Origin of the sequence: Halorubrum hochsteinianum (assembly GCF_023702125.1) — an archaeon.
GTDB lineage: Archaea > Halobacteriota > Halobacteria > Halobacteriales > Haloferacaceae > Halorubrum > Halorubrum hochsteinianum.
This window is the reverse complement of sequence record NZ_CP098415.1, coordinates 1,530,008-1,542,280: the sequence shown is the minus strand read 5'-3', so window position 1 is coordinate 1,542,280 and position 12,273 is coordinate 1,530,008. Positions and strand designations below refer to the sequence as shown.

Sequence of the window (12,273 nt, the reverse complement as noted above, 5' to 3'; positions counted from 1 at the left end):
GGGCCGACGAATCGACGCGCATGTACGCGGTCGTCGGCTGTAACGAGTGCGCCAACATGTGGCTGGTGACGGACCCGAAGGCGAGCGAGACGGCGAAGTGCTCGCGGTGCGGGAAGACCCATCGGACCGCCAAGCTGAAGCGCTTCTTCGAGTCCGAGGACCGCGCGGCCGCGCGGGAGGCGCGGTCCGCGCTGCTCGCGAAGAAGCGGGGCGACAGCGCCGCGTTCGCCGAGGTGGACCACGTCTCGGAGCTGGAAGCCGCCGTCGAGGACGCCGGCATCGACGACCGGGAGTACCTCGAATCGGCCGGCATCGACGCCGACGCGGTCGACGAGGCCGCCTCCCGAGCGGAGAGCGGAGGGGGCGGCTCGCGGAGCCGCACGGAGGTCGTCCGCGACGCGGTCGAGGCGGTCGACGACCCGACCGAGCAGACGGTAGCCGAGCGCGCCGCGGCCGACGGCGTGCCCGCCGAGACGGCCCGCGAGATCCTGACGCGCCTCGCGCGCCGCGGCGAGGTCACCGAGTCGAACGGCCGGTATCGCGTCCTCTGAGTCCGGTTCCGTGCGGTTCGGGGACGCGTTTGGACAAAGCACTTATCCTTCGATCGTGACGGGTCGCCCATGGACACCCGCACGGCCCTCCTGGCGGCCGCGGCCGCGCTCCTCGTCGCGGGCGCGGTCGGCGCGGTCGCCGCGCCGGACGCCCTCACCGACCCGCGCGAGACCGACGAACCGCCCGGCCACGTCGACGTCGCCGGCGCGACCGTCGCGCCCGGCGAGATCCGCGGCGAGACCGCGGAACTCCGCCTCGGAACCGACCTCGAACACCGGGGCGGGACCGTCGAGAACGTCACCGTCCGCCACCGGGCGATCGGTGCGGAGTCCGGCCTCCTCGTCGACGAGACGACCGTCGACGTCGGCGACGCCGACTTCGAGGGGCAACGCACGGTCAACGGCACGATCACCGTCGAGCGCGAGGGCGGCTACCGGATCGAGACGGTGGTGTTCGCGGACGGGGAACGGCGCACGAGTCGGACCACTCGCGTCTCCGGCGTCGCGGCGCTCACGCCCGACTACGCGGACACGCGGGTCGGGTTCACCGACGGCTCCGTCTGGCCGACCGTCGCGGTGAGCGTCGCCGACGCCGGCGACGGGAGGGCGACGCTGTCGGTCTCCGTCTCGGTGACGAACCGCGGCGACGGGGCGAGCGAGGACGTCGACCTCCGACTGTACCTCCGGCAGGCGGAGTCGAACGTGATCGCCGCGGACGCGACGGAGACGGTCGGGACCGTCCGCCCCGGCCGGACCGACACCGTGACCGCCACCGTCGAGGTGCCCGAGGGGTACAACTACTACGTCGACGCCGCGCTGTTCGACGACGACGTGCTCGTCGACGAGACGCAGGGCGTCGCGAACCTGAACCCCCAGGAGACGATTACCGCGGACGAGACGGTCCGCGACGTGGAGTTCTCCGTCGAGGACTTCGAGCGCGGGGAAGACGGTGCCGCGGGCGGCGACGACGCCGGCGCGCCGGACCGGGACGCCAGCGACGACTCGACGCCCGGCTTCGGGCCGCTCGTCGCGCTCGTCGCGCTCGTCGTCGCGGCGCTGACCGCGCGGAGGCGACGATGACCGACGAGGAGCGCGGCCGCGACGCGGCCGACGAACCGAACGCCCGAGACGCGACCGACGACGCCGGAAGCCCCGCCAACGACGACGCCGGTCACGGCGACGACGATTCCGCGACCGACCCAGCACACGATTCACAGCCCATGACCGCCGACACCACCGACACCGACCGCACGACGACCGCCCCGGATCGCACCGAGTCGGACCGCGACGCCGCATCGGACCACGACGCCGCATCGGACGACTCCGCGACGGACCGACTCTCCCCCGACGGCCTCCGCGGCCTGCTCGACCGCGTCGGACTCGCGGCGCTGTCGCTGCTCGCGGTGGTCGCCGGCTGGGGGTTTTACAGCCAGTCCGCGAACGCGATCCGGATCTGGTTCGACTCCGGGTACCAGTCCGTCGCGCTGGCGGTGTTCAACCTCGCGGTCCTGCTCGTCGCGCTCGCGGGCGTCACTCATCAGCTCCGCCAGATACGCGCGGGCGACCGCGGCGAGCCGACCGAGTGAGACCGGGCGGGGGAGCTACTCGTCGGGGATCTGGTCGGTGCTCGCCGGGATCTGCTCGACCTGCCCCGCGAGCGTCGCGGCGTCGCCGGCGACCGTCGACGGCTCGACGCCCGCCTCGGCCGCGACCAGCCTGACGTGCGCGGCGAGCAGCGCGAGCGCCCGGAGGCCGGGCCCGTCGGGGTCGTCGTCGGTGCGCTGGGCGAAGGTGGTGTCGACCTCGCCGTCGCGGACGACGCCGACGTGGACCGCGTCGATGTCGTCGCCGTCGAGGAGGTCGCGGGCGCGGTCGAGTTCCGTCTCGAAGTCGTCGCCCGCCGACGCGTCGGCGTCCGCGGAGGTGTCGTCGCTCATACCGTCCCTCGGACGAGCGGCGTGAAAAGCGCGGCGGCGGTCCTCGCGGGACGGACTGCGGGCGGGGAAACTCGAAGCTGAAAAGACCGAAGTCGGACGGTCGCGGCGTTACTCCTCGGGACGGGGCCGCGCGATGAACAGCGCGTCCTCGATGACGAACGGGTCGTACACCGACTGGTGGCAGACGCAGTACGTCCCGTCGGCGGCGTCGTAGCGCGCGGACTCCTCTAGCACCTTGTAGCCCGGGATACAACAGAAGTGGGTACAGACGTTGAGGTACGCCATGAACCCCTGATCGGTGGAGGCCTGAAGCCACGCGTCGTCCTGAGCGGCCTCCTCGATCTCCGGCGAGCGGATGACGACCGCGTTGAGGTTGGTGTCGGCGTCCTCGGAGCGCCACGTCACCGACGCCGGCTTGCCGACGCCCTCGCTGCCGATCCCGTTGCCCCACTCCTCGTAGTCGTCGAAGTCGTCGACGTGGATCCGGTCGCCGCCCGAGTACGCCTCCGACTGCCAGTCGTACGGCGGGCCGCTCGCGGCGCGGAACAGGTTGTCCGACTCGAAGTTCGGCTGGACGTTCTCCTGCGACTCGACGCCGCAGTACTGGAACCACGCGCCGGAGTAGGTGACGCCGCTGTCGCCCAGTTCCTGTTGGGCGACCTCGATCTCCTGTCCCTCCTGCGTGACGGTCGTCGTCTCGGGCCAGATGCCCTCGATGTACCCGTCGTCGGTGACGCGGACCGGGATCTGCGGGAGGCCGCGCGGCGCGGGACCGCCGGTGTGGGCGATCGTCTTCGCGATCGTCGACCCGCCGCCGACGCCGCCGGCGGTCGTCAGGGTGTTCACGGTCGCCGACCCCATCGCGCCGACCCCGGCGAGGGCCGCGCCGCCGACGACGCCCTTCACGAAGCGTCGCCGCCCGGACTCTGACGGATACTTGTCGGACGCACTCATACACGGTTCTGCGGTTGGATCGGTAAAAAGGGTGACGAACCCTCCACCGCGCTGGGAACCGTCCGTGTCGCGACCGCGGGCGGCGGGAACCGGAACACAGACCCTCCGCCCGCCGCGAGAATCGACGACCCGGACCGTCCGGCCGCGCCGATCAAACAGAAACGATCGTGAAGGTGTTTACTCAGAACCGAGGCAAACGTTCGTTCGTACCGCGGTTTTTAACCGACTTCGACGGCTGTGTCCGTGGTATGGACCTATACAATCGAGACGTGCGGACGGACGTTCGGGAGCTCGGGGCGCTGGTGGGGGACGTCCTCGCCGCGCAGGCCTCGACCGAGGCGTACGAGACGGTCGAGTCCCTCCGGAACGCCGCCATCGCGTACCGGCGCGGCGACGCCGCCGACCGCGACGCCCTCCACGAGGCCGTCGACGACCTCTCGACCACCCGGGAGGAGGTCGTCGCCCGGGCGTTCACGACGTACTTCGAGCTGATCAACCTCGCCGAGGAGCGCGAGCGGGTCCGCGCGGTGCGGAACGCCGACGACGGCACCGCCCTCCACGACTCCTTCGACGCGACGGTCGCCGAGTTCGCCGAGGCCGGCGTCGACGCCGAGGAGTTAGAGGAGCTGCTCGCGGACGTGCTCATCGAGCCGACGTTCACCGCCCACCCCACCGAAGCCCGGCGCTCGACGGTGAAGTCCAAGCTCCGCTCCATCGCGAACCACCTGGAGGAGCTCGACGAGCGCAACCTCACCGACCGCGAGCGGCGCGCCGTCTGGCGCGACGTCACCGCCGAGGTGACCAGCCTGTGGGGCACTCGACAGGTCCGTCAGCGAGCGCCCGAGCCGGAAGACGAGGCGCGGAACGTCCAGTGGTACCTCGAGAACACGCTGTTCGACGTCGTCGGCGACGCCTACGAGGAGTTCGAGGAGAGCATCTCGAAGGAGTACGACGACGTCGACTGCCCGAAGCTCTTCGAGTTCCGCTCGTGGGCCGGCTCCGACCGCGACGGGAACCCGTTCGTCACCCCCGAGGTGACCGACGAGACGCTGGAACGCCAGCGCGAGGTCGCCGTCGAGAAGTACCGCGACCGCTGTAAGCGCCTCTCCGCCGTGCTGAGTCAGGACGGCGACCGGTACGCCGCCGGGGACGCGCTGGCGCGGTCGCTCGCGGCCGACGCCGACCGGTTCCCGACCGTCGTCGAGGAGGCGCGCGAGCGCTACCCCGACGAGCCGTACCGGCAGAAGCTCCGGCTGATGCGCGAGCGACTCGACCGCGTGAACGACGTCCGGCCCGGCGAGTACCCCGACGGCGACGCCTTCCTCGACGACCTCGACGTCATCGCCGACTCGCTGCGCGAGGACGGGCAGGAGTCGGTCCTCGAGTCCTTCGTCGAGCCGTTCCGCCGACAGGTCGACACCTTCGGGCTCACGCTGGCGTCGCTCGACCTGCGGGACCACCGTGAGAACCACACCGAGGCCGTCGCCGAGGCCGTCGGCGTCGAGGGGGTCGACTACCGCGAGATGGACGAGGAGGAGCGGCAGGAGTTCCTCACGGAGGCGATACTACAGGAGGACCCCGTCGTCGACCTCGACGAGCCGGGCGACGTGTCCGAGACGACCGAGCGCGTCCTCCGGCGGTTCGAGTCGTTCGCGGACTGGCAGGACGAGTACGGCCCGCAGGCGATAGACACCTACTGCATCTCGATGACCGAGGAGCCGAGCCACGTCCTGGAGGTGCTGTTCCTGGCCGACCAGGTCGGGGTCGTCTCCCTGCCGGACCACTGCGCGGTCGACGTCGTCCCGCTCTTGGAGACCGAGTCGGCGCTCAACGGTGCCGAGCGCATCCTCGGGACGCTCTTCGAGAACGAGGCGTACGCGACCGCGCTGGAGGCCCGGGACGAGGTCCAGGAGGTCATGCTCGGCTACTCCGACTCCAACAAGGAGAACGGGTTCCTCGCCGCCAACTGGGACCTCTACGAGAACCAGCGCCGGATCGCCCGGTTCTGCCGCGAGGAAGAGGTCACCCTCCGGCTGTTCCACGGCCGCGGCGGGTCCATCTCGCGCGGCGGCGGCCCGATGAACGAGGCGCTGCTCGCGCTCCCCAACGAGACCGTCACCGGCCAGGTGAAGTTCACCGAGCAGGGCGAGGCCATCGCCGAGAAGTACGCCAACCCGCGGATCGCCGAGCGCGAGCTCGAACAGATGCTCGACGCGCAGATCCGCGCCCGGAAGGAGGCGAACGAGGAGCCGGTCGAGGACGTGCCCGACCGGTGGGTGGAGGCGATGGAGACCATGGCCCCCGCCGCCCGCGAGACGTACCGGGACCTGCTGAACACGGACGGGTTCGTCTCCTACTTCGAGCAGGCGACGCCGATCAGCGTCGTCGAGAACCTCAACCTCGGCTCTCGGCCCGCGAGCCGGTCGGGCGAGCGCAGCGTCGAGGACTTACGCGCCATCCCGTGGGTGTTCTCGTGGACGCAGACCCGGCTCATCCTCCCCGGCTGGTACGCGATCGCCTCCGGCATCGACGCCTACCTCGACGAGGTCGGCGAGGAGGAGGGAATGGAGGTCCTCCGCGAGATGTTCGACGAGTGGCCGTTCTTCCGCACGACGCTCGACAACGCCTCGCTGGCGCTCGCGCGCACCGAGCCGGAGATCGCCGCCGAGTACGCCGACCTGGCGGACGACGACCTCCGCGAGCGCTTCTTCCCGGAACTCGTCGCCGAGTACGAGCGCGGCCGCGAACTGGTCTTGGAGATCAGCGGTCGCGACCAACTGCTCCGCCGCGAGTGGCTCGAAGAGAGCCTCGACCGCCGGAACCCCTACGTCGACCCCCTGAACCTGCTCCAAGCGAACCTGCTCGGGCGCACCCACCGCACCGACGAGGAGGAGCGCACCCTGCGGCTCACCGTCAACGGCATCGCCGCCGGGATGAAGAACACCGGATAGCGAATCCGAACCCGGTCGGACCGCCGCGAAAACGCCCGCGACGCGTTCCGCTTTTCGACTCTCTGTTAATCTCGTCGACCTCCCGATAGCGTCCGCTCTCCTCGACGAGTCCCGACCGTCGATCGGGATTCGCGACGCGACCGGGTTTTGATATAGCGAGATGCGATTTACAACGGAGTAGTAGGGGAAGACCGTCGACTGCCGAAGACTGGCGCGAAGCTGTCGATTTCGGGCGTCTCGGGCCGCAGAAGAGAGCTACGGCTGGACGGGTACGGCAAAAACGAATCAGAAAGCGGCGTTACGCGTAACGTTCGAGTTCCGGACGGTCGAGGTCCTCGAAGACCTCGGTGGCGACCTCCGAGAGGAACGCCTCGCCCTCGTCGGAGACGCGGCGGCCTTCGCCGGACGCGATCGTGACGAGCCCCTCGTCTTCGAGGGCCTGGAGCGCCGAGCGGATGAGCTTGCGGGAGCCGCCCTCGTGCTCGCCGGGGCGGACGGAGTAGCGGTTCGAGCCGCGCTTCTTCGAGCCGTACTCGGTGGCGAGCCGCTCGATGCCGACCGGCTCGTTCTGGGCGACCTTGCGGAGGAGGCTCGCCGAGCGGACGTACCAGAAGTCCTCCTGTTCCGGGGGAAGCTCCTTGCCGGCCCCGCTCTTCGTGAACTCGACCCAGTCGGGCTCGTCGATCCGGTCCTCGAGTCGCGCGGCGACGGCCTCGATGAGGTCGTCGGCCGGCACGTCGTAGATGGTTACCATTGGGTCTCAATTCACGCCAGCGTCGTTTAAAACCATCGTATCGCGTACGGCCCGTGTGAGCCGTTTTCACGGGGTTGCGGGCCGCTGCGGGCGACTCGGGGATCAGAGAACGGCGACCGCCGGCTTACTCGACGTACTCGTACTTCCGTTCGTTCATCCGGCCCCAGCCGGTGAAGACGAACTCCCCGTCGGGCTGAGTGAACTCCTCGACCTCGCGGTCGAGGTCCATGTCGTACTCGTGGACGTCGTGGACGTCCTCGTACTCGTCCCACGTGAGGTCGTAGCGGGCGTCGAGCTGGTCGTCGATGTCGAGCGCCTCGATCTCCGCGCGCCACCCCTCGCGGATCGTCTCGGCGTGGATCTCGGCCTGCGCGCCGGAGCCGTAGGAGGCGACGAGCAGGGTGTCACCGACGAACCCGCGGTCGCGGGTCAGCGCGTCTCGCAGGGCGCTCACGCGGGCGATGTGGACGGAGCTGGTGTACCAGTTGCCGACCTCGCGGGAGAGTTCCAGCGTCGGCTCGACGGCCGTGTCGTACCACGACCGGTACTGCTCGGTCGTCTTCAGCTCGTCCATGTACCCGCGGATCGCCTCCTCGTACGCCTCGCGGTCCTCGTACTCCGCCTCGCGGGGCTGGCGACCGATCTCGTCGGCCAGCGCGTCCTCGTGTTCGGTGTCGCGGATGACGTGCCGGTAGGCCAAGAGCGCGGCCTTGCGGACCATCCCGGGGAACGGCGTGTGGAACGGGGCGTACGCGAAGTCCTCCAGAGCGATGTCGTCCGTGACCGACTCGTAGTCCTCCAGGGCCTCGCGCATCCGGGAGAGGTACACCTGGACCGACCGCTTCCCGTCGACGCTCGGGAACTGCTGGTTCGGCTTGAGGAAGTCCGTCTCGTCTTTCGACCCGTACCCCTGATCGGTCGACAGCTCGACGATCGAGGGGTCCTCGTCGATTAACATCGCGACGGCTCCCGCGCCCTGCGTCGCCTCGCCCGGGTCGCCGCGGGCGTACAGCGCCGTGTCCGTCGTGATCACGATGGCCGGGCGGTCCCGGTTCCGGCCGGCGCGGATCCAGTTGTACGCGTCGTCGATCGCCTGCGTGCCGGCGAGACAGGCGAACTTGCGCTCGCCCTTGTTCGCGTGGGTGAAGTCGCCGTCGTACACCTGTTCGAGGCAGCCGGCGATGTACGTCGACACCGGCTTCGAGTGGTCGAACGCCGACTCGGTGGCGACGTCGATCCGGCCGACGTCCTCCGGTTCGAGCCCCTTCCGGTCCATCAGCCCCTTGGCGGCGTTCGCGCCCATCGTGACGATGTCCTCGTACACGTCGGGGAACGAGGAGTTGGTGAGTCCGAGCCCCTTCGTGTACTTCTCGGGGTCGTCGCCCTGCTCGGGCGCGAACGTGCCCGGCAGGTCGAGCTTGAGCTTCCCGGTCCAGATCTCGATGCCGTCGATCCCGACTGCGGTCATACACGGTCGTTCACGAGGATGGCCTATGGCTTTGTCGATTAGTGATTACGACGATCGTTGTATTTCCCGGGAACAACTACGTTGACCGGTGGTCACCAACTCATCGGGACGGCGTGGCGAGAGGTCGACGGCATCGAAGCCGCCTCGAAGTCAAGCGGCCTCAGCCGGCGTACTCGACCTCTCGTGTTTCGACGACTTCGTTTCCGAAGACGTCGGTCACGGTCAGCCGGACCGTGTACGTCTGTGCGGGCGGATTTCCAGTCTGACGGAGCTGATTGGTCCCTGAAGCCCCCCCGCCGCTAACGTCGTTGAAGACCGTGTCGACGATGTTCCCGTTCTCGTTTATCAGTTCGATTTCGACCGAATCGAGATTGCCGTCGTCGTTGGTCACTACCCAGTCGACGTCGAACCGTGCCTGATTCCCGCTCTGGTCTGTCACCTCGAACGAGTTGATCGCGGAGGCACCGCCGCCGACGACGGTGACATCTTGACTCAGTTCCGTCTCCTGCGCGTCGCTCTCGTACAGCGTGGCGGTGATCTCGTCTCCGTCGGAGAGGCCGCCGACGTCGGCCGAGTCGACCTCCGTCGTCTGTCCGTCGGTCGACTCGAACGAAACCGATTCGCCGGTCGCCGCGTTCTCGACGACGACCTGTCCCGTCGTCAGGCCCTGGAACTGATCGGTAAACACGTCGAAATTGGCGGCGTTCGGGGCGATGCTGTCCTCAACGTCAACGTTTCCCGCTGGTCGCACCTCAACCGTCGTGACGAACTGCTTCGTTCGCCGCTCGCCGTCGATTTTGTAGCCGACAGTCACGCTGAACGTCTCTCCGACGACGTCTTCGACGGTCGCGCCGGTCTGCCCGACCTCGTAGAACTCCGCCAGCGTGATCGTGGCACCTTCCCCGGAGTTCAGCGGGACCTCCACCCCGGAAAAATCCGTTTCTGCGTCGACGTACTCCACGGATCCCGTGTCGTACGCCCGCTTTTCGGGGCCGGACTGGAGGTTCAACCGGAGCCCGCTGTTTGGGACGAACGTGTACTCCGAATCGAGGAGGAGAACTTCCTTGTTGCCAACAGCGCCGTTCTCCGACTCCACGTTCAGCTCGGACCGGCCCGGTCCGGTGGCGTCGGCCTTATCTGACAGCCCGTTGAGCCTCGGGTCCTCCGGGAGAACCGTTACGTCGGTGATCCGAACCTGCGTGTCGTGCTGGTTCTCGATGTCCAGTTGGAACCCGCCTCGTTCGGCGGATCCGGGGCCGTTGAACGCGACGGCCTCCTCCGGAGCGACGAGGAGCGATTCGACGCCCCCACCCGGGACGCCGGCACCGACGTTCTCGAACAGCACGGAGTCCCACGTGTCGGACCCGTCGTTGATCGCCATCTCAACGTCCGAAACGTCGCCGACTTCGTAGCTGATGCGGCCGTCGGCGTCTGTTCGCGCCGTCTCCACGGCGGTACCGTCGACCGATATTTCGACATCGGCACCTTCGACGGGGTTGTTGTACCGGTCGCGGACCTCCGCGACAGCGACGCCGTCAGCCGCCGAGACCTCCGTGATGTATCCGTCCGACTCGTTCGTCCCGGTGGCGTCGTTCCCGAGGCCGACCTTCCCGAGCTCGAGCCGGTACTCCTCGGTGCCGTCGAGTTCGATCCGAACTGTTCCGCCCGCGACGACGACGCTTTCTGCGTCGTCACCCAAGCGGTCGCGCCACTGCTGTTCGAGGCTGTCCGCCCGCTCCATCGACACATCGGTCGGCAGTTCGACGACGATCGGATCGTCGTCGGCCGAATTCAAGTTCACCGAACGCTCGATCTCCGACAGCGTCTCCGGATCCAGGCTCGTCCGTCGGACGCCCGACTCCGATACCGTCCCGTCCAAGGCAGTTAACCGGACCCGATTACGGTCGCTGTCCACCGCGATCTGTCCGCTCCGACCGAGGACGCCGGACTCGAATTCGGCAATGACGAGGGAGTGTTCATAGACGAGGTCGGGGGCGTCTCGGAACTCGTTGTACCCGGGAGAGTACCGCAGCGATCGTGTGTCGAAGGTGATGGTATCCCCGGTTGCGGTTTCGTTAGTCCGGTTCGACCAGTACGCACCGACGTTGCCGCCGTCGTTCACGGTCACGTTCTCGATGCGCAGGGCCCTCGGTTCGGTCGTCGACAGTCGGCCCGACGCCGCTGGCGGGTTCAACGCGAACGTCCGCTGCGGGTACCGAGTTCCGAGTTTCAACGACGTCGACCGGCCGTCGCCCGTGCCGCTCGCGCTCTCGACCGCATTCCGTATATCGAGGAACTCTCCCTCGACCTGCTGGCTGTGTTCGTACTCGACATCGCTGTTCTCTTGCGGGACTACCTGTACCTGATACAGCGACAGCGCCAAGATCAGGAATCCGAACAGGATCACCGTCCCGACCACGACCGACTGGCCCCGACGGTCGCGACTGAAGCGCATTGCCGGATGTCGACACCGAGCGGGTATAAAATCCTCCGTCCGACGTCTCAGTCGCGAGAATCGCTCGCGGGCGTCGGACCGGGGGACGGGTCAATCGCCGTCCGCCCGCCGCGCCGTCGCCCACGCCGAGACGACGGCGGTGACGGCGGCGAACCCGCCGAGCAGCACCGCCTGCGTCCAGTTGAAGCCGAGGAGCGCCCCGGCGACGAGCGTGACGAGCAGGAACGCGACCGTGAGGGCACCGATCGTCGAGCCGAGGTCGGCGGAGGCGTCCGCGTCTGTCATAGCCGATCCTGACGCTGTCGGGCGATAAGTCGGCCGGTCGGTCGCGGTGATCGGCCTGATCGGACCGGCGATGGGCGCGATTCAGGGGAATCAATAAATCACATATCGCGATATTGAATTCCTTTTCGGGGGCGTTCCCCGCCCGCCGACCGGTCCGTTTTTGCGCGCGGCGGCTGTCTCCGCCGATATGGCGAAACAGCCGCACCTGCTGGTCGAGGAGGGCGACGTACACGATATCGCGATCATCCCCGGGGACCCGGGGCGCGTCGACCGGATCGCGGACCTCTGTGACGACAGCGAGGTCGTCGCGCAGAACCGCGAGTACAAGGTCGTCAACGCGAGCTACGAGGGGACGGAGCTCACGATCTGCTCGACCGGGATCGGCTGCCCCTCGGCGGCCATCGCGGTCGAGGAGCTCTCGCGGGTCGGCGTCGAGACGTTCGTCCGCTGTGGCACCTGCGGGGCGCTCCAGCCCGACATGGAGGTCGGCGACATGGTGGTCGCGACGGGCGCGGCCAAGGAGGAGGGGACGAGCAAGCGGTACGAGTCCGCCAACTACCCCGCGGTCCCGGACTACGACGTGCTCACCGGCCTCGTCGGGGCGGCCGAGGACAACGACGAGGAGATCCACGTCGGGCCGATCGTCTCCGACGACGCGTTCTACAACGAGAGCGACGAGTACGTCGACGACTGGAACGACGCGAACCTGCTCGCGATCGAGATGGAGGCCGCGACCGTCTTCTCGCTCGCGCGCCGCAAGGGGCTCGCCGCGGGTGCCATCTGTACCGTCGACGGGAACCTCGTCGCCGGCTCGCAGAAGGGCGCGGACTCCGACGACGAACTGCCGGAGAAGGCGAAGGACAACGTCGAGCGCGCGATCCGGATCACGCTGAACGCGGTCGCGTCGCTGTAGGGGCC

The 12,273-nt window shown here is 68.5% G+C and carries 11 protein-coding genes; 5 read left to right on the top strand and 6 right to left on the bottom strand.

All coding sequences use genetic code 11. The features are described 5' to 3' along the window. Window positions 1–20 precede the first annotated feature (20 nt). From NAF06_RS07675 to NAF06_RS07665, 3 genes are all read left to right on the top strand, one after another. Window positions 21–551 carry a DUF5817 domain-containing protein gene (locus tag NAF06_RS07675; protein WP_008584706.1) on the top strand — a complete coding sequence of 177 codons (531 nt, stop codon included), beginning with the start codon at window positions 21–23 and terminating at the stop codon, window positions 549–551. A gap of 69 nt (window positions 552–620) precedes the next feature. Beyond that, window positions 621–1,631, top strand: a complete 1,011-nt coding sequence (locus tag NAF06_RS07670; protein ID WP_008584708.1) for a DUF7490 domain-containing protein — start codon at window positions 621–623, stop codon at window positions 1,629–1,631. Further along, window positions 1,628–2,137 carry a DUF8060 family membrane protein gene (locus NAF06_RS07665; RefSeq protein WP_008584711.1) on the top strand — a complete coding sequence of 170 codons (510 nt, stop codon included), beginning with the start codon at window positions 1,628–1,630 and terminating at the stop codon, window positions 2,135–2,137. The genes NAF06_RS07670 and NAF06_RS07665 overlap by 4 nt, the downstream gene beginning before the upstream one ends. A gap of 15 nt (window positions 2,138–2,152) precedes the next feature. Here NAF06_RS07665 and NAF06_RS07660 read toward each other — a convergent pair whose 3' ends face one another. Beyond that, complete coding sequence (locus NAF06_RS07660; protein WP_008584713.1) at window positions 2,153–2,488, bottom strand: DUF8113 family protein; 336 nt, start codon at window positions 2,486–2,488, stop codon at window positions 2,153–2,155. Between the two features lie 108 nt (window positions 2,489–2,596). Next, the gene (locus tag NAF06_RS07655) at window positions 2,597–3,442 is read right to left on the bottom strand and encodes a Rieske (2Fe-2S) protein (protein ID WP_008584716.1); all 846 of its coding nucleotides are present in this window, start codon (window positions 3,440–3,442) and stop codon (window positions 2,597–2,599) included. 248 nt (window positions 3,443–3,690) lie between these two features. Here NAF06_RS07655 and ppc point away from each other — a divergent pair, with 248 nt between their 5' ends. Beyond that, window positions 3,691–6,393, top strand: a complete 2,703-nt coding sequence (gene ppc, locus NAF06_RS07650; protein ID WP_008584718.1) for a phosphoenolpyruvate carboxylase — start codon at window positions 3,691–3,693, stop codon at window positions 6,391–6,393. A 298-nt stretch (window positions 6,394–6,691) separates the two neighbouring features. Here ppc and NAF06_RS07645 read toward each other — a convergent pair whose 3' ends face one another. The 4 genes from NAF06_RS07645 to NAF06_RS07630 all read right to left on the bottom strand — a co-directional run bounded on the left by NAF06_RS07645 (window position 6,692) and on the right by NAF06_RS07630 (window position 11,355). After that, on the bottom strand, window positions 6,692–7,147 hold the full coding sequence (locus tag NAF06_RS07645; protein WP_006630267.1) for a 30S ribosomal protein S19e: 456 nt from the start codon (window positions 7,145–7,147) through the stop codon (window positions 6,692–6,694). Window positions 7,148–7,271: 124 nt separating this feature from the next. Next, window positions 7,272–8,615, bottom strand: a complete 1,344-nt coding sequence (hmgB, locus tag NAF06_RS07640) for a hydroxymethylglutaryl-CoA synthase (protein ID WP_008584721.1) — start codon at window positions 8,613–8,615, stop codon at window positions 7,272–7,274. Window positions 8,616–8,775: 160 nt separating this feature from the next. Beyond that, window positions 8,776–11,070: an Ig-like domain-containing protein gene (locus NAF06_RS07635; RefSeq protein WP_008584723.1), complete on the bottom strand. Its 2,295-nt coding sequence runs from the start codon at window positions 11,068–11,070 to the stop codon at window positions 8,776–8,778. A 90-nt stretch (window positions 11,071–11,160) separates the two neighbouring features. Continuing rightward, window positions 11,161–11,355 carry a hypothetical protein gene (locus NAF06_RS07630; RefSeq protein WP_008584725.1) on the bottom strand — a complete coding sequence of 65 codons (195 nt, stop codon included), beginning with the start codon at window positions 11,353–11,355 and terminating at the stop codon, window positions 11,161–11,163. 187 nt (window positions 11,356–11,542) lie between these two features. On the opposite strand from NAF06_RS07630, the gene NAF06_RS07625 reads away from it, so the two are divergent. Next, window positions 11,543–12,268, top strand: coding sequence for a guanosine phosphorylase (locus NAF06_RS07625; RefSeq protein WP_008584727.1), 726 nt, complete (start codon window positions 11,543–11,545; stop codon window positions 12,266–12,268). Window positions 12,269–12,273: the final 5 nt, after the last annotated feature.

What these genes read in the sequence shown, in the direction of transcription:
- NAF06_RS07675 (WP_008584706.1), top strand. Translation starts at nt 21, where the DNA reads ATGTACGCGGTCGTCGGCTGTAACGAGTGCGCCAACATGTGGCTGGTG.
- NAF06_RS07670 (WP_008584708.1), top strand. Translation starts at nt 621, where the DNA reads ATGGACACCCGCACGGCCCTCCTGGCGGCCGCGGCCGCGCTCCTCGTC.
- NAF06_RS07665 (WP_008584711.1), top strand. Translation starts at nt 1,628, where the DNA reads ATGACCGACGAGGAGCGCGGCCGCGACGCGGCCGACGAACCGAACGCC.
- NAF06_RS07660 (WP_008584713.1), bottom strand. Translation starts at nt 2,488, where the DNA reads ATGAGCGACGACACCTCCGCGGACGCCGACGCGTCGGCGGGCGACGAC.
- NAF06_RS07655 (WP_008584716.1), bottom strand. Translation starts at nt 3,442, where the DNA reads ATGAGTGCGTCCGACAAGTATCCGTCAGAGTCCGGGCGGCGACGCTTC.
- ppc (WP_008584718.1), top strand. Translation starts at nt 3,691, where the DNA reads ATGGACCTATACAATCGAGACGTGCGGACGGACGTTCGGGAGCTCGGG.
- NAF06_RS07645 (WP_006630267.1), bottom strand. Translation starts at nt 7,147, where the DNA reads ATGGTAACCATCTACGACGTGCCGGCCGACGACCTCATCGAGGCCGTC.
- hmgB (WP_008584721.1), bottom strand. Translation starts at nt 8,615, where the DNA reads ATGACCGCAGTCGGGATCGACGGCATCGAGATCTGGACCGGGAAGCTC.
- NAF06_RS07635 (WP_008584723.1), bottom strand. Translation starts at nt 11,070, where the DNA reads ATGCGCTTCAGTCGCGACCGTCGGGGCCAGTCGGTCGTGGTCGGGACG.
- NAF06_RS07630 (WP_008584725.1), bottom strand. Translation starts at nt 11,355, where the DNA reads ATGACAGACGCGGACGCCTCCGCCGACCTCGGCTCGACGATCGGTGCC.
- NAF06_RS07625 (WP_008584727.1), top strand. Translation starts at nt 11,543, where the DNA reads ATGGCGAAACAGCCGCACCTGCTGGTCGAGGAGGGCGACGTACACGAT.